24 protein-coding genes are annotated in these 22,051 nt (G+C 59.5%); 12 read left to right on the plus strand and 12 right to left on the minus strand.

All coding sequences use genetic code 11. The features are described from left to right. The first annotated feature begins 4 nt into the window (after window positions 1-4). Window positions 5-1,858 carry an ABC transporter ATP-binding protein gene (locus KP699_RS04595; protein WP_215761782.1) on the plus strand — a complete coding sequence of 618 codons (1,854 nt, stop codon included), beginning with the start codon at window positions 5-7 and terminating at the stop codon, window positions 1,856-1,858. Continuing rightward, on the plus strand, window positions 1,845-2,537 hold the full coding sequence (locus KP699_RS04600) for a GntR family transcriptional regulator (RefSeq protein ID WP_099050331.1): 693 nt from the start codon (window positions 1,845-1,847) through the stop codon (window positions 2,535-2,537). The genes KP699_RS04595 and KP699_RS04600 overlap by 14 nt, the downstream gene beginning before the upstream one ends. Window positions 2,538-2,629: 92 nt before the next feature. On the opposite strand, the gene minE is transcribed toward KP699_RS04600, so the two are convergent. The 3 genes from minE to minC form a co-directional block, all read right to left on the minus strand. Continuing rightward, the gene (gene minE / locus KP699_RS04605) at window positions 2,630-2,953 is read right to left on the minus strand and encodes a cell division topological specificity factor MinE (protein WP_086655343.1); all 324 of its coding nucleotides are present in this window, start codon (window positions 2,951-2,953) and stop codon (window positions 2,630-2,632) included. Continuing rightward, complete coding sequence (minD, locus tag KP699_RS04610; RefSeq protein WP_025825533.1) at window positions 2,950-3,765, minus strand: septum site-determining protein MinD; 816 nt, start codon at window positions 3,763-3,765, stop codon at window positions 2,950-2,952. The genes minE and minD overlap by 4 nt, the downstream gene beginning before the upstream one ends. Window positions 3,766-3,907: 142 nt before the next feature. Continuing rightward, on the minus strand, window positions 3,908-4,618 hold the full coding sequence (gene minC / locus KP699_RS04615; protein ID WP_252346794.1) for a septum site-determining protein MinC: 711 nt from the start codon (window positions 4,616-4,618) through the stop codon (window positions 3,908-3,910). Window positions 4,619-4,795: 177 nt separating this feature from the next. Here minC and KP699_RS04620 point away from each other — a divergent pair, with 177 nt between their 5' ends. Together KP699_RS04620 and KP699_RS04625 are read left to right on the plus strand one after the other, a co-directional pair. Continuing rightward, entirely contained in the window at window positions 4,796-5,464 is a 669-nt protein-coding gene (locus KP699_RS04620; protein ID WP_077930082.1) for a glutathione S-transferase family protein, read from the plus strand. 5 nt (window positions 5,465-5,469) lie between these two features. Next, window positions 5,470-6,693, plus strand: coding sequence for an NAD(P)/FAD-dependent oxidoreductase (locus tag KP699_RS04625; RefSeq protein ID WP_308164847.1), 1,224 nt, complete (start codon window positions 5,470-5,472; stop codon window positions 6,691-6,693). A 133-nt stretch (window positions 6,694-6,826) separates the two neighbouring features. Here KP699_RS04625 and rsmI read toward each other — a convergent pair whose 3' ends face one another. Continuing rightward, window positions 6,827-7,831, minus strand: coding sequence for a 16S rRNA (cytidine(1402)-2'-O)-methyltransferase (rsmI, locus tag KP699_RS04630; protein ID WP_215761783.1), 1,005 nt, complete (start codon window positions 7,829-7,831; stop codon window positions 6,827-6,829). Between rsmI and KP699_RS04635 the strand changes: the two genes are divergently transcribed. Then, window positions 7,819-9,240 (plus strand): ABC transporter substrate-binding protein, encoded by a 1,422-nt coding sequence (locus tag KP699_RS04635; RefSeq protein ID WP_215761834.1) that lies wholly within the window; start codon window positions 7,819-7,821, stop codon window positions 9,238-9,240. The genes rsmI and KP699_RS04635 overlap by 13 nt on opposite strands. Window positions 9,241-9,440: 200 nt before the next feature. Continuing rightward, the gene (locus KP699_RS04640; RefSeq protein ID WP_215761784.1) at window positions 9,441-9,911 is read left to right on the plus strand and encodes a hypothetical protein; all 471 of its coding nucleotides are present in this window, start codon (window positions 9,441-9,443) and stop codon (window positions 9,909-9,911) included. Between the two features lie 18 nt (window positions 9,912-9,929). Here KP699_RS04640 and KP699_RS04645 read toward each other — a convergent pair whose 3' ends face one another. The 3 genes from KP699_RS04645 to KP699_RS04655 all read right to left on the minus strand — a co-directional run bounded on the left by KP699_RS04645 (window position 9,930) and on the right by KP699_RS04655 (window position 13,203). Then, the gene (locus tag KP699_RS04645; protein ID WP_215761785.1) at window positions 9,930-11,540 is read right to left on the minus strand and encodes a tetratricopeptide repeat protein; all 1,611 of its coding nucleotides are present in this window, start codon (window positions 11,538-11,540) and stop codon (window positions 9,930-9,932) included. 117 nt (window positions 11,541-11,657) lie between these two features. Continuing rightward, entirely contained in the window at window positions 11,658-12,248 is a 591-nt protein-coding gene (locus KP699_RS04650; protein ID WP_025825521.1) for a CarD family transcriptional regulator, read from the minus strand. A gap of 79 nt (window positions 12,249-12,327) precedes the next feature. Beyond that, window positions 12,328-13,203: a bestrophin family protein gene (locus KP699_RS04655; RefSeq protein ID WP_077930078.1), complete on the minus strand. Its 876-nt coding sequence runs from the start codon at window positions 13,201-13,203 to the stop codon at window positions 12,328-12,330. A gap of 320 nt (window positions 13,204-13,523) precedes the next feature. Here KP699_RS04655 and fghA point away from each other — a divergent pair, with 320 nt between their 5' ends. The 3 genes from fghA (at window position 13,524) to KP699_RS04670 (ending at window position 15,655) form a co-directional block, all read left to right on the plus strand. Continuing rightward, on the plus strand, window positions 13,524-14,429 hold the full coding sequence (gene fghA / locus KP699_RS04660) for an S-formylglutathione hydrolase (protein WP_215761786.1): 906 nt from the start codon (window positions 13,524-13,526) through the stop codon (window positions 14,427-14,429). Window positions 14,430-15,103: 674 nt separating this feature from the next. Further along, on the plus strand, window positions 15,104-15,349 hold the full coding sequence (locus tag KP699_RS04665; protein ID WP_252346796.1) for a type II toxin-antitoxin system CcdA family antitoxin: 246 nt from the start codon (window positions 15,104-15,106) through the stop codon (window positions 15,347-15,349). Continuing rightward, on the plus strand, window positions 15,350-15,655 hold the full coding sequence (locus KP699_RS04670; protein WP_215761787.1) for a CcdB family protein: 306 nt from the start codon (window positions 15,350-15,352) through the stop codon (window positions 15,653-15,655). It begins immediately after the preceding gene. Between the two features lie 187 nt (window positions 15,656-15,842). Here the strand turns inward: KP699_RS04670 and KP699_RS04675 are convergent, their stop codons facing one another. After that, a complete protein-coding gene (locus KP699_RS04675; RefSeq protein ID WP_075632385.1) occupies window positions 15,843-16,679 on the minus strand; it encodes an alpha/beta fold hydrolase in 837 nt (278 codons plus the stop codon). Window positions 16,680-16,771: 92 nt separating this feature from the next. Between KP699_RS04675 and KP699_RS04680 the strand changes: the two genes are divergently transcribed. Further along, complete coding sequence (locus tag KP699_RS04680) at window positions 16,772-17,284, plus strand: MerR family transcriptional regulator (protein ID WP_252346797.1); 513 nt, start codon at window positions 16,772-16,774, stop codon at window positions 17,282-17,284. Here KP699_RS04680 and KP699_RS04685 read toward each other — a convergent pair. After that, window positions 17,281-17,973 (minus strand): type 1 glutamine amidotransferase domain-containing protein, encoded by a 693-nt coding sequence (locus tag KP699_RS04685; RefSeq protein WP_089179604.1) that lies wholly within the window; start codon window positions 17,971-17,973, stop codon window positions 17,281-17,283. The two genes, KP699_RS04680 and KP699_RS04685, sit on opposite strands and share 4 nt — an antisense overlap. 150 nt (window positions 17,974-18,123) lie before the next feature. Between KP699_RS04685 and KP699_RS04690 the strand changes: the two genes are divergently transcribed. Then, a complete protein-coding gene (locus tag KP699_RS04690; protein WP_215761788.1) occupies window positions 18,124-19,056 on the plus strand; it encodes an SDR family oxidoreductase in 933 nt (310 codons plus the stop codon). Between the two features lie 214 nt (window positions 19,057-19,270). Here the strand turns inward: KP699_RS04690 and KP699_RS04695 are convergent, their stop codons facing one another. Genes KP699_RS04695 through KP699_RS04705 form a run of 3 tightly spaced genes read right to left on the minus strand, consistent with a single transcriptional unit; the run spans window position 19,271 to window position 21,513 of the window. Further along, window positions 19,271-19,891, minus strand: a complete 621-nt coding sequence (locus KP699_RS04695) for a YdcF family protein (RefSeq protein ID WP_215761789.1) — start codon at window positions 19,889-19,891, stop codon at window positions 19,271-19,273. Further along, window positions 19,888-20,838, minus strand: a complete 951-nt coding sequence (locus KP699_RS04700; protein ID WP_086655336.1) for an ABC transporter permease — start codon at window positions 20,836-20,838, stop codon at window positions 19,888-19,890. The genes KP699_RS04695 and KP699_RS04700 overlap by 4 nt, the downstream gene beginning before the upstream one ends. 3 nt (window positions 20,839-20,841) lie before the next feature. After that, window positions 20,842-21,513, minus strand: a complete 672-nt coding sequence (locus KP699_RS04705) for a cell division ATP-binding protein FtsE (RefSeq protein ID WP_215761790.1) — start codon at window positions 21,511-21,513, stop codon at window positions 20,842-20,844. 249 nt (window positions 21,514-21,762) lie between these two features. On the opposite strand from KP699_RS04705, the gene KP699_RS04710 reads away from it, so the two are divergent. After that, on the plus strand, window positions 21,763-21,990 hold the full coding sequence (locus KP699_RS04710; protein WP_215761791.1) for a hypothetical protein: 228 nt from the start codon (window positions 21,763-21,765) through the stop codon (window positions 21,988-21,990). Window positions 21,991-22,051 lie beyond the last annotated feature (61 nt).

Raw genomic sequence — 22,051 nt, forward strand, 5'->3', positions numbered from 1 at the left:
CAGAATGGCGGGAACTGTGACGCAACCCGGCACACAGCACGGACGCGGAGGTTTTGTGCAGGACGATCAGACCATTGTGGTGCCGGACCGGGAACTGCATGCCTATGCCGGGCGGCCTGTGGCCTTTCTGCTGCGTTACATGCGCAACCGGGGCGTGGCGCATGTCATGGTGTTTGGCTCGGTCGGGCTGGCGATTGGCTGTGCGGTTCTGGCCTCTTACGCCATCCGGCATCTGGTGGATGTGATGACGGCCACCCCGCATGACGGTGCCGTGCAGGCGGTCTGGCAGAGTGTGGCCATTCTGGCGGTGCTGATTGCCATGGATAATCTGGGCTGGCGCATTGCGGGCTGGTTTGCCTCCCGCACGTTTATTGAAATGACCGGCGATATCCGGCGGGACCTGTTCCGGTTTCTGACAGGCCATTCTCCGGCCTATTTTTCCGAGCGGATGCCAACGTCTCTCGCGGCCCGGATCGCCACGGCAGGGAATGTCTGCTTCACGCTTGAAAATTTGCTGGCATGGAGCGTTTTGCCGCCCGCGCTCAACGTGCTGCTCTCCATTACGCTGATGCTTTCCGTAAGCTGGCTGATGGGCGGCGTCACGGTGGTTCTGGCCGCGGCTCTGTGCCTGCTGATGTTCCGTCTGGCCGTGCGCGGGCGTAAGCTGCATGGGGAATACGCTGCTGCGGCAGCGGGGCTTGAGGGCGAGACGCTGGACGTTATGGGCAATATTGCTCTGGTGCGGGCGTTTGGCATGCGCCGGCAGGAGCTGATGCGCTTCAACTCCCTCGCCGGGAAAGAAATGGGCCAGCGCTTGCGCTCACAGCGCTACATGGAAAAGCTGCGGATGCTGCACGGTGCGCTGACGGCGTTGCTCACCGTGGGCCTCCTGTTCTGGACCGTTATGCTCTGGCAGCACGGGACGGCAAGCGTGGGGGAGGTGGTGATGGTCATCACCCTCGGCTTCGCGATTTTGTATGGCACGCGGGATCTGGCGCTGGCTCTGGTTGAAACCGTGCAATATAACGCCCGCCTGTCTGAAGTGTTGTCTGCTCTGCTCGTGCCGCACGACATGCCCGACCGTGAGGATGCCGTGCAGCATCCCGGTCCGGTACGGGGCGAGATTGTGTTTGAAGAAGTCGGTTTCGCCTATCCGGGCGCGGCAAACGTGCTGGACGGGTTTAACCTCCATATTGCCGCGGGCACCCGTGTGGGGCTGGTCGGGCGGTCCGGGTCCGGCAAAAGCACGGTTCTGGCTCTTTTGCAGCGTCTGCGCTTTGTGCAGGCGGGCCGTATCCTGATAGACGGGCAGGATATTCGCAGCCTGACGGATGATGGGTTGCGCGCCTGTCTCTCCATTGTGCCGCAGGATGTGTCTCTGCTGCATCGCACCGTGATGGAAAATATCCGCTACGGGCGGCCGGACGCGACGGATGATGCCGTCAAGGCGGCTGCTGCGGCGGCAGGCTGCGCAGACTTTATCGAGGCTATGCCGGAGGGGTTTGAGACACTGGTGGGTGACCGTGGCGTCAAGCTGTCTGGCGGGCAGCGGCAGCGGATTGCAATTGCCCGGGCCTTTTTGCGCAATGCGCCCATCCTGATTCTGGACGAGGCAACCAGCGCGCTGGATACGGAAAGCGAAGCGCATGTGCAAAAGGCGCTGGAGCGGCTAATGGTAGGCCGCACCGTGATTGCCGTGGCGCACCGGCTTTCCACTTTGCGGAACTTTGATAGAATTGTTGTGATGCAGGACGGCAGGATTGTGGAAGATGGTTCTCCCACCCTGCTTGAGCAGCAGGACGGCCCGTATAAAAACTTTCTGAACCAGCAGGTGACCCATTCGAATGATGTTGCATGACGATGCGCCCGCTCTGGACACTGATCGTCCGGCGGCAGCCAAAGGGGCTCTTGCCGCCTACGCCTACCAGCAGATCAGGGAACGTCTGATCTTCAGCGCGTATAAGGGCGGGGAGCGTCTGGTGCTGCGCCCGCTGGCGGCGTCTCTCGAGTTAAGCCCCACTCCGGTGCGCGAGGCGCTTCTGCGGCTTGTGTCCGAACAGGCTCTGGAACTGGATGACCGCAATACCGCCTGTGTTCCGGCTCTCTCCCGTGAGGTGTTTCAGGAAGTGCATCCGCTGCGCGCGGATCTGGAAGAACGGCTGACGCGCAATGTTGCCGGGCAGATCACCCCGGAGCAGATTGCGGTGCTGGAGGGCTGCCACCAGTCTTTTATTGAGGGCTATCTGGCAGGAGACCCGCATCAGTCCGCTGTAGGGAATGCCGCTTTCCACAGTGCTATTGCAGGATTTTCCAGCATGAGCATTACAGCGGGCATCATGCAGCGGCTCTGGGCGCGGATCGGGCCGTTTTATGCCGGTACCAATGGTTTGCCGCCCGCCAGCCCCGTTGAGGCCAACCACCCGCATATGTTGCTGCTGGAAGCCTTCCGGCGGCATGACGCGGAGGCTGCCGTCGCGGCGATCCGTCAGGATTTTGAGCAGGCGCGCTCCTGGCTGGAACCGCTTCTGCCTGCCTGAACCGGCCTGACAGTCAGGCTAAAGAAAAACCCGGCCCGCACGGATGGCGGACCGGGTTTTTTATGCCGGATTATTTATAATGCGCTCAGGCGTCAGGCCTTTTTGGCATCCGCAGGTGCGGCAGCCGCCTGAATGGTGGGTTTTTCACCCGGTTTGACATCCGTCAGACCCGGTACTTCCACGTCAATTTCCAGCGTGGAGCAATGCGCCCCGCGATCCAGTTTGATCTGCACCTTGTCCTGATCCACCACAACGTGCCGTTTGATCACTTCCATGATCTCACGATGCAGTTGTGCCAGCAGATCATCCTTGCCATCTCCGCCGGAAATCCGTTCGTGGGCAAGCAGAATCTGCAAACGGTCGCGCGCGACAGGTGCGGAGGAGCGGCGCTTGAAGATGTTGGAGAGGAAGGTCATGAGACTCTCCGTTTAAACAGCCAGTCAAACAGGCCTTTACGTTCCGTGGGAATGGTGACTTCCAGCTTCTCGCCAGCCAGACGCCGTGCTGCGTCATTATAGGCTCGTGCCGCGGCACTTTCAGGCTCAGCTATCGTAACCGGGGCTCCCACGTTTGAGGCCCGCAGTACGTCGCCGCTTTCCGGGATGATGCCCAGAAGCGGAATGGAGAGAATTTCCAGCACGTCGTCCGTCCCCAGCATGTCCCCGCGGGAGGCGCGCTGCGGGTCGTAACGGGTGAGGAGGAGATGCTTCTCCATTTTCTCACCTTTTTTGGCTTTCTCGGTCGTGCTGTCGAGCATGCCGATAATGCGGTCACTGTCACGCACGGAAGAAACTTCCGGGTTGGTGACAATCACGGCCATATCGGCGTGGTACATGGCCATCTGTGCGCCGCGCTCAATCCCGGCCGGGCTGTCACAGATGACCCAGTCAAACTTCTTGCGCAGTTCCTCAATGACCTTGGCAACGCCTTCGGCGGTGAGGGCATCCTTATCCCGCGTCTGGGAGGCGGGCAGCAGGGAGAGGGAGGGGACGCGCTTATCCTTGATAAGCGCCTGCGCCAGATTGGCATCGCCCTGAATGACGTTGATCAGGTCAAACACCACACGGCGTTCCGCACCCATCACCAGATCGAGGTTCCGCAGGCCGACATCGAAATCAACCAGCACAACGCTCTGGCCATTCTGGGCCAGTGCTGCGCCTAAGGCCGCGGTGGTGGTGGTCTTGCCCACGCCACCCTTGCCGGACGTGACGACCAGAACCTTTGACATCCGTGTTATTCCTCTTTGGTCTTAAAGGCTGCTTTGCCGTCAGCGTATGTTTGACAGCTCTGTATGCAAACAACCTTACAATCTGTCATCAAAAATGGAACGCAGAATATTCGCTCAGAACGAATTCTTTTGCGCAAAAGTCTTACGTGAGAGGAAAAAACGTGAGTGTTTCCCCGGAAAGCGTAACCTGAGCGGGTTTACTTGTCTGCTCGGGGTCCATTTCTTCCGCTGTTGCGTAAAACCCGTCAATCGCCACCAGTTCGGCTTCCAGCGCACGGGTGAAAATGCGGGCGTCACTATTGCCGCCAATGCCCGCAATGGCCCGGCCGCGCAGGGGGCCATAGACATGGATGGACCCGCCAGCCGAGACTTCCGCCCCGGACGCCACGGAGCCGAGGATCACCACATCCCCGTCCGGCCAGACAACCTGCTGGCCTGAGCGGACGGGGGTTTCCAGAATCAGGGTGCGGGGGGCAGGTGATTCAGGCGCGCTGTCTTCCGGGATCGCGATTTCGGCTGAGGCGCGGCCCCCGGCAAAGTTTTCCGGCCAGTCCCAGTCTGCCAGAGCAGGCCACGCGCGGTCTCCGCCTTCAATCCCGATCACGCGGATGCCGCGCTCCTTCAGGGCAGGCAGAAGACCGGACAGATGCTCGGCCTCTGCATCCAGCATACCCAGATCCAGAATGATGGGCTTACCGGCAAAAAAACCGGCGGAGCGGGCAATCTGGTGGTCCAGCGCGCTCAGCCAGTCTTCCAGCGGGGCTTCCGGCGTGAGTGTGAGCGCCAGAAAGGACCTGCCTGAAATCCGGATGCGGGGCAGGGGGGATGTCGGAGGGGATGTCGTGGCGGACAAGGACGTGAGATCTCGCTAACGTAGGATCGGAACTGGAAAGACCAGCACTGGTACACGCTGGAAGGGTTGTCTGTCGAGCATCTGTGCAGACCCCGCAGGGGATGTGTGCGAGATTTAGATGCATCCCGGCCCGATTACCCTCTGGCGTGTTGGCAAACAATGTCATAAATATTTTGCATGCGTACCCTGTATCACCTCCCCCTTTCCCCCTACTGCCGGAAAATCCGGCTTGTGCTGGGTGAAAAACGTCTGCCGTTTGAATCTGTTGTGGAACGGGTGTGGGAAGAACGCCCGGAATTCTACGCCATGAACCCGGCAGGTGAAGTGCCCGTGCTGGTGGAAGATAACGGGCTGGTGGTGCCGGATTCCTCCGTTATCTGCGAGTATCTGGAAGAAGCCTATTCCGATACGCCGCTGCTGGGCCGCACACTGGCCGAGCGCGTGGAAGTGCGCCGTCTGGTGGCATGGTTTGACCAGCGTTTTGCGCGCGATGTGTCCCGCCGCTTTATTGGTGAGCGCGTGATGAAGCGCATCAGTGGCCGGGGCAACCCGGACGGCACCGTGCTGCGGGAAGGCTATGCGGCCATGAAGCCGCATCTGAAATACATCAATTTTCTGGCGGAAAATCGGAACTGGCTGGCCGGTAATTTCCTGTCTCTGGCGGATTTTACGGCAGCAGCGCATCTCTCCAGCCTTGATTTTATCGGGGATATCGACTGGTCCAAGGCTCCGGCTGTGCGGGACTGGTACGCCCGCATGAAGTCTCGCCCCTGCTTCCGCCCGCTGCTGGGTGACCGTGTGTCCGGTATTACCCCGCCGGATTACTACGCTAATCTGGATTTCTGAAGCGCGTGACCTTTCATAATGGGGGCGCATCCCGCCACGCGCCCGATGTGCTGATTATTGGTGCAGGTGCTGCCGGGCTGATGGCAGCGTTTACGGCAGCCCGGCGCGGTCGGCGCGTTGTGGTGCTGGACCACGCGCCGGAAGTGGGTCGGAAAATCCTGATTTCCGGCGGTGGACGCTGCAATTTTACCAATACGGATATGCGGGCGGAACGCTTTATTTCCCAGAACAGGCATTTTGCCCGCTCGGCCCTTAGCCGGTATACGCCTGCACAGTTTCTGGAACTTCTGGCAGCCCACAAAATCCCCTGGCACGAGAAAAAGCTGGGCCAGTTATTTTGTGATAACTCCGCGCGGGATATTGTGCAGATGCTGCTGGCGGAATGTGCCGCAGCCCATGTGACGATCCTGACGGATGTGCGGATTACGGACGTCACAAAACCACAGGATTTCCGGGTGCAGACGTCTGCCGGAACCTTCACCAGCAAGGCGCTGGTGCTGGCCACGGGCGGGCTCTCCATTCCCAAACTGGGTGCAACCAGCTTCAGCTATAATATTGCCCGCTCTTTTGGCCTGCCGGTTATCTCGCCAGAGCCTGCTCTGGTGCCGCTGGTGTTCGGGCAGCTTGAGGAAAGCTGGGTGCAGTCTCTGGCCGGGGTTTCTCTCCCCGTGCGGGCATCCTGTGGCAAGACCGGGTTTGAGGAATCGCTGCTGTTTACGCATCGCGGCCTGTCTGGCCCCGCTTTGTTGCAGATTTCATCGTACTGGGACGCAGGGGAGCCAGTGCGGATTGATCTGCTGCCGGGGCAGGATATGAACGCGCTGCTGGCCGGACTGAAAAAAGCTAAAAGTCAGATGAAAGGCCCTGCCGCATTAAGCCGCTGGCTGCCGCACCGGCTTGCGCAGGAACTGGCCCGGCAGAGTGCGCCTGAAGAACGCCCGGTGGTGGAATGGCCCGACCGCACATTGCGCGCACTGGCGGACCGTATCCACCGGCTGGACCTGCACCCCACCGGCACGGAAGGCTTTGCCAAAGCGGAAGTCACGCGCGGCGGGGTGGATACGCGCAAACTGTCTTCCAAAACCATGGAAGCGCAGACAGTGCCAAACCTGTATGTGATTGGTGAGGCTGTGGACGTAACCGGCTGGCTGGGGGGCTATAACTTCCACTGGGCATGGGCCAGCGGCTATGCGGCAGGCACAGCACTGGCAGAGAGCGCCGCCGCCTGACAGGTTTTGGGTGCGGGGCGGATTCTTATCGTCCGTAAAATCCGGTTGCGGACTTCCGGCCCGGCATGGTGTTTGCTGGCTGGCAGAGACCTCCAGCCGTTGCTTCCCGGTCTGTGTTTTTCTGAAAACCTGCTTAATCTGCGCTGTTTTTCAGTTCTGCTGCCAGTTCCAGCGCGCGGGCATACACCGTGCGGCGGGGCAGGCCGATGGCGGTCGCGGCGAGGGCTGCGGCATCTTTGACGGAATGGGTGCTGAGCAGGCTGCGGAGGGTGGTGTCCAGATCATCCTCGCTGCTTTCTTCTGCGTCCGGTGGCCCGAGCAGGAGGGTGATTTCTCCCCGTGGCGGTGTTTCGGCATAGAACGCGGCGAGCGTGCCGACGGACCCGCGCCTGACTTCCTCAAACCGCTTTGTGAGTTCCCGCGCGACGGCGCAGGCGCGCTCCGCACCAAAAACTTCCGTCATGTCGGCCAGTGTTTCAGCCAGACGGTGTGGGGCTTCATGCCAGATCAGGGTGGCACTCAGGCCCGCCCGTTCCGCAGCGCGCAGTCTGGCAAAAGCCTCCTTGCGGGCCGCAGAGCGCGGAGGGGGAAAGCCGATAAACATGAACGGGTGCGGCGGCAGGCCGGACAGCACCAGAGCCGTCAGCGCGGCATTGGGGCCGGGGACGACTGTCAGGGGGAGGTCTGCCTCAATCACGGCCTGCACCAGCCGGAATCCGGGGTCGGACATCAGGGGCATCCCAGCGTCGGACACCAGAGCCATGCGGGTGCCATTCTGCATCCGCTCAATCAGGGCCGGAACGCGCTGGCGTTCATTGTGCTCGTGCAGGGCTTCCGTGCGGGTGGAGATGTTGCGGTCTGATAGCAGGCGCGCCGTCATGCGGGTATCTTCACACAGAATCAGGTCGGCTTCGGCAAGCGCCTGCGCGCCCCGCAGGCTGAAATCCCCCAGATTCCCTATGGGTGTGGCCACCAGAGTGAGGCCAGATGCGCTGCTGGAAGAGGCAGCGAAGGATGCGTCCCCGGAAGAGAAGGCATGACGTGACGTCTTTCCTTCGCTATGGAGTGTGGACGTCCGGTCATAAGCTTCATCAGGCCGGTTGTTTGCGGAGGACGATCTGGATGATGACGCGCACATATTCTTTCCTGTCAAAGGCCTCCACGCGAGGTCTGGCTGGAAATGGCGCAGGACGCAAGACCGGAATGGTGGTTTTAGGTGCAGTCGGGCTTGCAATGGCCGGATGTGCGGACCAGTCCGGCACGGGCACGCTTCCCGCTCCGCAGGAACCCAAAGCGGCCACCAGCCACAAAATTGGCGTCCTTCTGCCGTTAACGGGGCCGAACGCGGCACTGGGGCATGAACTGCTGGCCGGGGCACAGCTTGCCCTTGCGGAAAGCGGCGCAGCCACGGCGCAGGGTCCATCACAGGCACAAGCGCAGGCACAGGGGCGCAGCGGCGCCCTGCAAATGGACGTGCATGATACGGCTGCCGCAGGCGGTGCCTCCGCTGCCGTGACAGCCGCTGTTGAGGCCGGGGATGGCATTATTCTCGGCCCGCTGACGGCGGTGGATACCGCTGCGGCCGCGCCTGCCGCGCAGTCTGCCAGCCTGCCGGTTCTGGCCTTTACCAGTGACGTCAATCAGGCGCGCGATGGCGTCTGGGTGATGGGCATCACGCCGGAAGATCAGGTTGAACGGCTTGTTGCGACAGCCCGGAAGGAAGGGCGGCAGCATTTTGCGGCCTTCCTGCCGGATAACCCGCTGGGGCACGCCCTCGGCAACGGTCTGCTGGCCTCCTGCCGGGATCAGGGGCTGACGACGCCGACCATCGTCTATCACACCGGCTCTGCAGCCAGCATCACGCAAATGATGCGGGAACTCTCAGCTTACGATACCCGCAAGGCGGATGCGCAGCCGGACGGCAGCGCGCCAGCCCAGACGACGGACGCCACCGCACCGGACAAGACACTCCCGTCTGATCTGGCGGCGGCTCTTAACGGCGGGTCCGGCTCAGCCTCCCCGTCCACGGATGGCACGGCGCAGCCTGCCGCCCCCAAACTCGCCCCCCCGCCGTTTGATGCTCTGTTGCTGGGGGATACTGGGCTTGGCCTGAAAAACGTGATTGGTGCGCTGGCGGATAGTCAGGTCTCGTCCTCCTCCGTGCGGATTATGGGGCCGGGCCTGTGGGCCGCATTTGCCAGCAAGCTGGGGGCGCTCAAGGGCGCATGGTATGCCGCACCTGACCCGTCTTCCCGCCAGAGCTTTGTGACGCGCTTTATGGCGCGGAACCACCATATGCCCCGCCCGCTGGCTGATCTGTCCTATGATGCCGCGACCGTTGCTACCACGGTGGCCCGGACGACATCCCGGGGGTATCCGGTCAGCGCGCTCACCCGTCAGGAAGGGTTTGCCGGGGTGGATGGTCAGTTTACGCTGCTGCCGGATGGCCGCACCCGCCGTGCGCTGGGCGTATTTGAAGTTCTGGGGAATGGGGGCGGCGCAAAGCTGCTGGTGCCCGCCACAACCAAAACCTCTGTTTCTGGCTAAACGCCACCGCGAGGCAGCGTCTTTCCTGATGGGAAGCACCTGCCTCGCCTGACGTATACTGGCGTCAGGCGCGCGCATGACAAGGGGTGCATGCTGACGCCCTTGCGCTGATGTGCGCGGCACTCCGCCATGCGTGTTTTGACATCGCCCCCCAGCCTTGTAAGCTTTTCCTGAAATCAGGGCTGAAAAGGTGTGCTGCGATGTTTCCCATTTTCTCTGGCCGGTCAGGCAGAATTGCCGCGTTCTCAGCCATTGTGCTGTTAAGCGGTTGTGTGAGCCCTGCCGAGCGCATTGCGAATAAGGAAGATCATCTGGCGGCCGCGGGGTTTGCATTTCGTCCGGCGGATACGGCCCAGCGGCAGGCGATGCTCAACAAGCTGCCGCCGCATCGCTTTGTGCGCCGCGTGCATGGGGATCAGGTTTTCTACGTCTACGCAGACCCGACAATCTGTGATTGTCTGTATGTGGGCGATCAGAAAGCCTATGGCGCGTATCAGCAGTACCGGCAGCAACAGGCCATTGCGGATGAGCAGCAGGAAGCGGCTCAGGATTATCAGGATGCGTCCTGGAACTGGGGCGGCTGGGGCATGATGGGCCCCGGCTGGACGGGCTGGAACCCGGCATGGGGCAACTGGGACCCGGGAATGGGGTATTACGCGAACGGCTGGTAAAGCCTGTCATCAGGCGGCTTACGCGCGGTAAGCCCCCATTGTGCGGAGCCGCTGCGCGACCTTCTGCACCACATCATCCCATCTGCGCGGGGTGGTCTGGCGTATAATATGCATGGCCGGGTACCACGGGCTGGTGTCCTGCCCGTGCAGCCAGCGCCAGCAATTATCATACCGGTCCATCATGATAACAGGCTTGCCCAGCCCGCCCGCCAGATGCACGGACGATGTATCGACCGAGACAATCACATCCAGTGACATCATGAGCGAGGCTGTATCATCCATGGTGTGGAGTTCATCCGTCGGGTCATACAAAATCATGTCACGCGGCGGGTCCAGCATCTGGTCCGCATAGGGGCCTTTTTGCAGGCTGATAAGATTGATGCCGGGAATGGTGCTGAGCGGTTCCAGTGTGTGCAGGCTCATGGAGCGCCTGCGGTCCACCATATTCGGGCCAATCAGTGTCGGGCGTGGCGCACCGCCCCAGATCAGGCCGACATTCAACTTATGGTTGTCAGGTAGTAGTTCGGCAAAAGTCTTCACTTTTTCCGGATCGGCCTTCAGGTAAGGGACGGGCGCGCCCATTGCATCCGGTGTGGCGGCAAATACGCGCGGCAGGCTGATAAAGGGGCAATGCCAGTCGTAAGGTTGCAGTTCTCCGCCCACCTGCACAGTGCCAACGCCCTCAAGCCGATGGCACAGATCTTCCAGCGTATCTGGCACCCAGAGGTGAACATGCGCGCCCCGGCGGGCCAGAGGTTCCACATAGCGCAGATACATCAGCGTATCGCCCAGACCTTCCTCCTGCGTGACCAGCACGCGCTGGCCGGTCAGATCCGTGTCCGGGCCAAGGGAGGGGAGCAGACGGTCCTGCGGCAGGGTGCTGTGCCCCGGTAATTTCAGCCGCCATTCATGCTCGGCCCAGCCCTGCGCATAGCGTCCGGCCTTGAGCAGGGTAATGGAGTGGTTCAGGCGGATCTGCGCATCGGCCGGGCGCTGGGTAATCGCGCGGCGGTAAGCGGTCAGCGCCTCTTCAAACCGGCCTTCTCCCGCCAGAATACAGCCAATGTTGGACAGCGTGCCCGCGTGTTCCGGGTGTTCTTCCAGCACATCTTCCAGCACGCGCAGGGCTTCGGCCATCTTCCCGCTTTCCGTCAGCGCCATTGCCAGCATGTTGTAGGAATAGGTGGCGTTGGGGCGCAGACTGATGGATGTGCGCAGCGTCTCGACGGCCTCTTCAAACAGCCCCATCTGGGTCAGCACGCCGCCCAGAACGTCATGGATGCGGGCATCCTGAGGCGTGATTTTCAGGGCCATACGGCAGGCGGCGGCCGCATCGGGCCTGCGGTCCAGTTCCGCCATGATGGTGCTGAGGTCCTGCAACGGATGCACGGCTGTCGGGTTTTCCTGTGCGATACGGCACAGGATTTCCGCAGCCTGTTTCGGCTTGCCGGTGCCTGCCAGACAAAAGGCGCGCAGGATTTCCACCCCGCTATCCGCGCTGTCAGCAGAGTGGGAGAGAGCGGTGAGGGTATTTTCAAAATGCCCGGTTTTAATTTCACTCAGCGCCCGGCGCAGAATGGCAGGGTCAGGAGCCACGGAGGGCGCGGGAGAGGAGGCTTTGCGCGTCATGGCGTTATATTTACTGCCCTCCCGCCGCTGTGGAAAGGAAAACAGCGTGGCCTATGAAAAAACCCGGCCCGGCACAGGGCCAGACCGGGTTTTTGCGTCAGATCAGAGGCCGGAGGCTCAGGCTGCTTTCATCACAGCCGTGAGGGAGTCCAGAACTTCCGCAGGGTCTTTTTTCTCAAGAACGGCGACTTCCGCCACAAAACGTTCCTGAGCCGCCTCAAACAGCTTCCGTTCACTAAAGCTGCCGTCCAGACTATCAACATTGCGGCGCAGGTCGCGCAACACTTCGGCAATCTGGACCAGATCACCCGAGTTGATTTTTTCCTGATACGCCACAGCCCGGCGTGCCCACATGCCTTTACTGACATGCGGCTTGCCCTTGATGATAGCCATGGCTTTATCCACAATCTCGCGCGAGACGATTTTGCGGAGGCCAGCCTTGCGGGCCTTGGTAAGCGGGATGCGCAGAGTCATCTGGTTGCCGGGGAAGGAGATCTGAATCACTTCCAGCTTGGTGCCGGCAATTTCGTCAACACCGATGCGGTCCACACGGCCCACACCGTGGGCGGCGTAGACAATAGCGTCTCCTTCCTGGAAGGGGTCGTCATCTTTAATTTTGGTTTTGGCCTGCGCTGCGGTTGTTGCGGCGGCAGTGCGTGCCATTGCGTCTGTCACGCCGCCTTTCGGAGTTGTTCTGAATGTGCTCATAACCAAACCTTATACCACAAATTCCGTGGTCTGTCTTCCAAAACGGCAGTCTGGCCCGTATGGCAGGCAGTGCTGTATCTCAGGGCTGAATGCCATCTGTTGCCGTAATGGGCGGCGCCAGCGGCAGGCCTGTGGGCTGCACCACATCAATCTCAATGGTGCGGGCCATGGTGGCCATGGGCAGCGCATGCGGTGTGCCGGAGAACGGTTCCTGGAGGTCACTCGCGCTCTTATCCAGCACCAGAAACAGGATACCCACCAGCGAGGAGCCGAGCGGCGTGATCCATTCCAGCGTCTGGACCATGGAGAGCGGCAGAACGATACAGAAGACATTGACCAGCGCGCGGGGCAGGGCAGAAAACTGCATGGGCAGCGGAGTGTTCCGGATCCGCTCAAGGCCGCCCTGCGCATTGGCAAGGTCCGACAGGATACGGTCAATCTGGCCGTGCACTGCGCCATCAATGCCTTTTTTGGTGACTTCATCCGTCACCCCCAGTCCGAGCTGGTAGAGAATGGCGTTAGGCTGGTTGCGCCAGCCCGCAATGGCGCGCGCCATCTCCGGCGGCAGCAGACGGTTGACATCCGCAGAGACATCCACATTTCCCAGCGCGCCACGCAGAGCGTGCGGGTAAGCTGCCATGCCCAGCATCAGGTCAGGCCGGTCCTTGAGCAAAGTGCCGACCTGCCGCCCGAAGGAGCGGCTGTTGTTGGTAATGGCCCCCCACAATGTGCGGGCCTCCCACCAGCGGGCATAGGCGCTGTTGCTGCGGAAGCCCATGAACAGGGCCAGCGCTGAACCAATAAGGGAGGTTGGCAGGCTTGGCTGTTCCATCCATTCCTGATGGAAGACCTGAAACAGGATAACCACGACGAAATCCCATGCTGTCATCAGCAGGATGACACCGAGAATTTCTTTACTGATGATGCGCAGGCCGATCCGCTGGTCAACGATCATCCATTCACTCTCCGTTTTCTCTGGTGTCAGGCTTAACGCCGGACCGTAAAAGACAAGTGTGCTTAACAGTCTGTGGCCCGCAGAGTTTCCTTGCGCGCAATGCTGTAATGCGTTGAGTGCGATGATAGCACGCTCTTGTGGGGATGTGACGTGAGCCGGGGGGGCTTTTTAAAAAAAATATTATGATTTGCTTTTTGTCCCGGCAGAGGCCTGCACTCTGGCCTGCCGGTGGGAAAGGGGCTTATCGTGACAAGCAGGATGCCTGATGGCTTTTTAACGCCCGGTATCCGGAGTTTTGGACCACAGGAAAGGTCAGGCTGATGACGTCCAGCAACGTGTTGCAAACCAGATCAGAACATCTCTGCCACGGAGGGCGTGTCGGATTTTACAGCCATGCCTCTGCTGCGCTGGGGCTGGATGCCCGCTTTGCGGTGTTTGTGCCACCGGGGGCGACCGTGGCGCGGCCTGCGCCGGTGGTGCATGTGCTGGCGGGCCTGACCTGCACGGAGGAAACCTTCTTTATTAAGGCACATGCGCTGGCGGAAGCGGCGCGGCTGGGCGTGGCACTTGTCGCGACGGATACCTCGCCCCGTGGCGCGCACGTTCCGGGTGAGGAAGACAGCTGGGATTTTGGTACCGGAGCCGGGTTCTATCTGGATGCAACGCAGGAACCGTGGAGCCGCCATTACCGCATGGGCAGTTACATTGCGCAGGAATTGCCTGCCCTGACAGAGAAGCTTTTCCCGCTGGATGGCACACGGCGTGGGATTATGGGCCATTCCATGGGCGGCCATGGTGCGCTGGTGCATGCTCTGCGCGCGCCAGACTTCTGGAAATCCGTCTCGGCTTTTGCGCCTATTGTCCACCCTTCCGTCGTGCCGTGGGGCGAGAAGGCCTTTACTGGCTATTTAGGACCAGACCGCCAGACATGGCGCGCGCAGGATGCGGTCTGCCTGCTGGAAGACGGATACCGCCACCCGACGGATATTCTGATTGATCAGGGTGAGGCCGATCAGTTTCTGGAACGCGAACTGAAGCCGGACCAGCTGGAAGAGGCCGCGCAAAAAGCCGGACAGGCCCTGCGCATCCGCAGACACGCCGGATATGACCACTCCTACTGGTTTGTGCAGAGCTTTGCCGCAGACCACATTCGGCATCACGCGGCGGTGCTGGGGGACCAGAAGAGCTTTCCAGTGGTTGGATCAAATCGTGCGATGACGTCATAAGGCGCGTTTTCATGCGTAAGGCTTACTTGTTTCCCCGTTACACGCCCCAGAACTCTGAGAAACTCCTCCAGTTGTTCTGCTTCGTCGGGGCCTGTGACGTCGCATGGATTCAAGTCGAATTCCACTTTATGCTCGGCGAAGAAATGACAGTTTAAGCGCTGTTTGCCTAGAATATACGAGGCAGTTACAGCATGAGCGCGTTGCGTATCGAAGACTTGTCCAACCGTTAAAGGGGGTGAGGTCACGGCGCCGTCTATGCTGAATGAAAATCTGGAACGATTTATCAGAAGGAAATTCCAGACATGTGCCCAGTCATCTTTTGATGTATTATGTATGTATATATCACGGAGGGCACCGTCGTATCTGAAGTGTGGAGCTATCTGTGACCAGTTCATCTTGTAATGATGCAGTTCGGTTATTGTCTGAGCAACATAAATGTTGTTGGCAAATTATTACTCAATGGCTTTGAAAGCGAAGTGTCTCTGGCGGTTTTTGCTCACTCGCTGCCCTTTCGCTGAGTGAACGCAGCAGATAGGTCGTAATCGCCTGCATGCCAGACGTAAGAGGAGTTGCTGGAATTTTCGGAAAACAGCCATATATCGGACGATAATATGCGCATGGAAATGCGCATGCATCTGTGCTAATCTCTGGTTCTCAGGACAGGAAGTAAAGCTATGGTTCGCGCGCATTCCAACGGCCCGTCACGTCGTCCCACGAATGTGACGTTACCGGCTCAGTTACTCGAAGAAGCCAAATCGCTTGATCTCAACATATCGCAGGCCTGTGAACAGGGGTTGAAGTTAGCGATTGCTTCGGTCCGCGCTCAACAATGGCTGGCAGAAAATCGCTCCTCCCTTGAGGCATCTCGACAGTATGTCGAAGAAAATGGTCTTCCTCTGGCGGATTATCGGAACTTCTGAATGGCCTGTTTTGATGTGTATTGTATGGCCGGGCAAGGTGAAGCACGTTTCGTTTTAGATGTGCAGGCAGATCTGCTGGGCGAGTTGGGTACCCGCATCGTGGTGCCGTTTCTATCGCAGAAAGTGGCACCACGACCGGCAAAGAGACTCAATCCGATTTTCGTAATCAATGACCAGTCATTCGTTATGATGACACAGTTTATGGCTGCCGTGCCTGAACGTGATCTGAAGAAAGTCGTGACTTCGTTGTCTCTTTATCAGGATGAAATCACTCAGGCTATTGATCTGCTTTTAACAGGCTTCTAAAAGAGACGGCCTTAGTCGGTTTTCGCCTCATATCAGACATTGTGTCTATCCGAGATATTGTCGTAAAGCCGACATTACTGCCCGATTTCAGCCTGACGATATTGCGAGATTAATTTCACGTGGGCAGGCGAAGAGACGAAACAGCCCCCTGCCCACATTAAAACGCCACATCGGTATACTTCGCTCTTCAGCCAGTAATAAATGCCAGAATATCAGCATTGATGATATCAGCATGGGTTGTGTGCATGCCGTGCGGATAACCAGGATAGATTTTCAGCGTGCTGTTCTGAAGTAGCCTGTCCTGAAGAATTGCTGCATTTTTGTAAGGAACCACCTGATCATCATCCCCCTGCAGGACGAGGGTTGGCACCATGATTGCCTTCAAATCTTCTGTCTGGTCCGTTTCGGAGAAGGCCCTGATCCCTTCATAATGGGCTTTTGCACTGCCCATCATGCCCTGACGCCACCAATTGCGGATCACCCCTTCTGAAGCGTCAACTTCAGGGCGGTTGAAACCGTAGAATGGGCCGCTCGCTACATCCAGAAAGAATTGCGCACGGTTGGCTGCCAGCCCGGCACGCAGTCCGTCCAGCACTTCGATCGGTGCGCCTTCGGGGCTGCGATCCGTTTGGACCATCAAAGGCGGCACGGAACTGACGAGCACGACTTTGGTAACCCGTCCCTGCGGCTGACCGTATTGTGCGACATAGCGGGCAACCTGTCCGCCCCCTGTCGAATGCCCGACATGAATGGCGTTTTTCAGGTCGAGATGTTCCACAACTGCCGATGCGTCGGCCGCGTAATGGTCCATGTCATGACCGTCGCTCACCTGCGCAGATCGTCCGTGACCACGGCGGTCATGCGCAATGACGCGAAAGCCCTTGCTCAGGAAGAACAGCATCTGCGTGTCCCAGTCATCGGCGCTGAGTGGCCAGCCATGATGGAAAACGATAGGCTGTGCATCCTTCGGTCCCCAGTCTTTATAAAAAATCTCTACACCGTCGAGTGTCGTGACAAATGACATGATACTTCTCCTGAGCATTCAAAACTGATAATGCTCAGACGCTAACGTTGAACATAAGTTCAACGTCAAGATGAATTTGTAACAGAAGACTGATGATGAAGATTGGAGAACTGGCCCAGAAAACCGATCTTACGACGTCAAAAATCCGGTTTTATGAGCGCATCGGATTGCTGACAACGGTTGATCGTCGTTCCAACGGATACCGTACCTACCCACCACAGGCCGTGCTGCTTCTGGGACTCATCACAACGGCGCAACGGGCCGGATTTACGCTGGATGAAATCCGCACCCTGCTGCCCTCTGATCTGCAACACTGGGATCATGATGCGCTCATGGACGCACTGACACGCAAGATTGCGGATATTGAGGCGCTGCAGGCACGTCTGACCCAGAGCAAGGCGCATCTCCTTCGTTTGGTGGAAGATATTCAGGCGCGCCCCGAAGACATGGACTGCGCGGCTAACGCCCATCGTGTCCTGACGAATGTGCTTGCAAGACCTTCCGACAATCTGGACATCACACCGGACGATGTGCGTCTTCTGGACAGGACAGATCGTCGTCAGTCCGTGAGCAGAGGACGCAGCAAAAAAGCTGTTCCGCCTTAAATCCCTCCCAGAAAGGACGCGACTTTTCCTGCGGTCGCTCTGGCTGAAAAAGGATTCTGGCCTGTCACCAGTTTTCCATCCACCACGACATGGGACATGAACGGCAGAAGGGCTTTTTCGTAAAGTGCTTTTCGCGCCTTCACTTCAGCTTCCGCGTTGTAGGGTATTTCCCCGGAGACGCCCGCCAGCCTCTCCTCAGTCCACGAAAATCCGGTGATTTTGCGCCCGGACACCAGAAAAGAACCGTCTTCAAGCCGGGTATTCAGAAGCCCGCAATATCCATGGCAGACAGCGGAAACAATACCCCCCTTTTCCCACACTACGCGTGTGATGGCCTGAAGGCCTTCACTGTTCGGAAAATCCCACATCACGCCATGCCCGCCGGTAAAGTAGATCGCATCATAATCCTGCGGATTGATGTCTGCGGGACAGGCCGTTGCAGATAAGAGGGCCATCTTAGCCGGATCGGCCAGCCAGGCTCTGGAGGAGGTATCGCGCATCGGCCATTTCAACGCACGCGGGTCAAGTGGAACCTTGCCCCCCCTGGGGCTGACAATGCGCTGCTCATAACCTCTGGCGGCAAACACGTCCCAGGCATGCGTAAGTTCCGACAGCCACAATCCGGTCGGATGTGCGGGATTGTCAAAATGCGAGATATTGGTGGCGACGTGCAGGATACGGCGGCTCATGGCTTGTCCCTTTCATGCGGCAAGGTCCTCGGACGGCCATTCTATAACGTTCAAGGCCGGTTGAAGGTCAATCTGTCGTTTGACATTAAATCTAACTTCAACGTTAACAGTGTAAGGGCAAATCTACCTGCACAACGGAGGCAGCCCCACATGCAGACAATTCTTGGCGCAAATGGCCAGATCGCTACGGAACTGGCGCGGACATTGCATCAGCATCACACAGGGGACCTGCGGCTCGTGAGCCGCAATCCCCGCAAGGTCAATGACGACGACACGCTCATGGCGGCGAACCTGCTTGATGCAGGGCAGACGGCACAGGCGGTGAAAGGCAGCCGGATTGTCTATTTCACAGCCGGCCTTCCCCCTGACAGCACGCTCTGGGAAGAGCAGTTTCTGGTCATGCTGAAGAACGCCTTGCAAGCGTGCCGGGCGGCTAGGGCCAATTTTGCCTATTTCGACAATACGTACATGTATCCTCAGAACAGCCAGATCCAGACTGAGGAAACGCGCTTCGCCCCGGTTGGTCGGAAAGGACGGGTGCGCGCCGCAATGGCGTCCATGGTGCTGGAAGAAATGGCACGGGGAGACATTCCGGTGCTCATCGCCCGTGCGCCGGAATTCTATGGTCCAGGGAAAACACAGAGCTTCACCAACGCTCTGATCATTGACAGGCTGAAAGCAGGCAGAAGGCCACTGGTCCCTGTCCGTGACGACACACGTCGGACCCTAATTTGGACGCCTGATGCGAGCCGTGCTCTTGCAACTCTGGGTAATACGCCGGATGCTTATGGCCAGAGCTGGCATCTGCCATGCTGTGATGATCGACCGACCTATAAGACATTTGTCACTATGGCCAGCCGAGCTTTCGACCGCACACCTTCCTATTCGGTTATTGGTAAATGGTCACTGATCATCGCAGGCATTCTCTCAAAAAGGGTGCGGGAGATAAAGGAACTTCTGCCACGCTACGAGCAAGACAATTTCTTCGACTCAACGAAATTCAAACGTCATTTCCCTGAGTTTTCCGTCACGACATATGAAGGGGGTCTGCAACTGATCAGGAAGGAGTGGAGAGGCGGATAACGCGACTTCCTAGCCACCTGCCATCACTCTGAACCGGACTGGTAGAGACGAGTACTTATACTGCGGACGTGGGATCAAAAAATCCGTCGTGCGCGGAAGGGTTCGTGATTTAGGTGACACTGCCTTATATAATGTCAGCTTCCTGAAGGCTGTTTCCGAAACCGGACATTCCACTTCCCCCCCCTTAACGAACACCGTTCCTGCGATCTTTCACCTAACCCGCGACGCCCGCTGGTGGATGCACAAAACCCGCAAGCGCACCAAGCCATTTTGCAAATTCCCGCAGGAGGAGGTGCTGGGTTGAGCGTTCAAAAGGGTGTTCCAGCGCAGGCGGGATGACGGGGTAAGGGTAGAGCGTCACACCCGGCAGGGTGCGGCGTAGTTCCACCAGCGCCCGGCGCATGTGGTAGCCTGCGGTCACAACGGTCAGGGTATGGATATGGTTATCCACCACCCATGCGGCGGTCTCACTGGCGTTTTCAATGGTGGAGCGGGCCAGATAACCCAGCGTTACCCGGTCTTTCACGCTGTCCGGCAGGTGGGGCGGCAGAAGGTCCTGCTGGGTGGCCTGCGGGTCCACTCCGGAAATTAGCAGTTTATCTCCCCGGTTTTGCATCAGCAGGCGCAGGGATGTGTCTACCCGGCCTTGCCCGCCAGTGAGGGCGACAATGCCATCGGTGTGCGGCATGTTGTCCGGGGCTGGGCGGAGCGCGTCATACACAAACCACCCAAAGGCGCCGCAAAGTGCCAGACAGACAAGCAGCCCCATTTTAAGCCACCACAGGATAAAGCGGGACAGGCGGGAGGGGCGGTGGCGGCTGGCCTCGCGCCTCATGGCATCCGTCGCAGCCAAATGCGGACCATGATCTGCGTGGTCGTCCAGCCAATAAAAGCAGCTACAAATGGCAGAGCGGCAAGGCCCGCCAGCATATCACCCGGCAGAAGGTCAGGCAGGGTGCGCCAGTCCGGCATGGCAGGCGTGGCCGCCTGAAGTGTGGAGGCGGCAAACGGGGCGGCCATGCGGAAAAGCAGCAGGAGCGGGGCCATCGCCAGCAGCGTGCCCAGCACGCCGCCGCCAAGGGCGAGCCCGCCGGTGCGACTGGCAAAGCGCCCGGCAATATAGCTATCAGTTGCTCCAAGCCCGTGCAGGATTTCAATAATATCGCGCCGGGTTGACAGGCCTGCTCTTGTGGCCAGCGCGGTAATCATGGTTGCAATGCCGCCCACGGTGACGAGCGCGAGAGCCGCGCAGGCCATCAGGCTCTCGGCCAGTGCGCGCAGGCGGCTGCTCCATTCAGCATTATGTTCCACTACGGTGCCGGGCACATGCGCATTGAGCGTCTGTTCCAGATCCGCCGGGGCTTCATGCCCTTCAGCCAGACGTACCTCAATCACGGCCGGGAGCGGCAGGGCGGTTTTACCCGCATCGCCGAGCCATGGGGTGAGCAGACGGGCCAGTTCCTCCTGCGTCAGCCGATGGACCTGCGTGCCTGCCGGAAGGGTGGCGAGGTCCGCCAGCACGGTCTCGGCCCGGCTCTGGGGGGCGGTTTTGTCGGTCTTGCTGGCTCCACTCAGAGGTTGATCAGGTTCTGAGACCTGAATGGTAAGCAATTGCGCGGCACCGCCAGCCCATCGGGTGGAGAGGGTGCGGGCGCCGGTGGCACCCGTCAGCGTCAGGGCGGCGAGAAAACTCATCATCGCGACCAGAATGAACAGGCTTCTGTCCGGCAGCGCTTCTGAAAGGGAGAGGCCGTCTTTCCGGCCGGAAAAGGGAAGGGCCATGGCTCAGGCTCCATCCTGCACAAGGTGGCCGCGTTCCAGTGTCAGCGCCGGGCGGGGCAGGCGGCGGACCAGTGCCTCATTATGGGTGGCGACAATAACTGTGGTGCCCATGCTGCTGAGTTCACTGAACATATCCAGCAATTTATGGGCCTGAGGTTCTTCCAGCGCATTGGTGGGTTCATCGGCCAGAATCAGGCCGGGGCGGTGTACAATGGCGCGCGCAATGGCCGTCCTCTGCTGTTCCCCGCCAGACAGGCGGGAGGCGCGGACGTTCAGCTGGTTCCCAAGCCCTACCCATTTCAGGATGGCGTGCACCTCGTCCGTAATCTCGTCTTCCGGCCTGTGTTGCAGACGTAAGGGAAGAGCGACGTTATCGGCCACGGAAAGGTCCGGCATCAGCCGGAAATCCTGATGTACCATGCCGATTCTTTGCCGCAGGCGGACCAGAACAGCGCGGGGCGTGTGTGCGGTAACATCCTTATCCAGCAGGCAGAGTGTGCCGTCGGAGGGCAGGTTTTCTACATGCAGCAGGCTGAGCAGACTTGTCTTGCCCGCACCGGACGGCCCGAGCAGCCAGCGAAAGCCCCCCTGAGGCACCGAGAAGGACAGGTTGGAGAGCACCGGTGTGCTTGCTTTACGCTCCCTGCGCCACGAGACGTTGCTGAGACGAATCATGGTGAAAGCACGGGTCTGCCAGCCAGTGGCAGGCAGGAAGGGCGGGGGTTACGCATGGAGCCAGTGTAACGGAGGGAAGGCGGTGCTGTCGATTCGATTTCTGGTGCAGGTCCGTTCAGGGCTGCAGTTCCCTCAGCGTCTGAAGCACAACGGCCGGGACAGGGCGTGCAGCACGTTTGGAGGCCGTTACGGGGTGCGGCTGTAGGTAGGTTCCCTCAGGCGCGTCCTGCGGCACCGGAAGAGCGGAGTATGCACAGTCGCCCTTTTCAGTTCACGGCTTATGCGCAGAATAAGGGAGCAGAGTCGGAGGGGCAGGTGCAGAGTGTGCGGGATTGGATGCTGACGGACGCTTTCTGGCGATGGGCGTGGTGCGTCAGCCTTATTGTGGCCATGCTGGCAGGCGTGGCCTGTTATGAGTGGTGGGAGGATATTGTGCGGGTCTGGCCCGCTGCCGCCCGTCTGTATCTGCCGGGATGAGGTCTCACCCCACCCGGTGCAGGGTGGGGGAAGGTTGTAGCGGCGTGGCCCGTTAGATGAC

This window comes from Acetobacter sp. P1H12_c (assembly GCF_018811975.1).
Classification (GTDB): domain Bacteria; phylum Pseudomonadota; class Alphaproteobacteria; order Acetobacterales; family Acetobacteraceae; genus Acetobacter; species Acetobacter persici.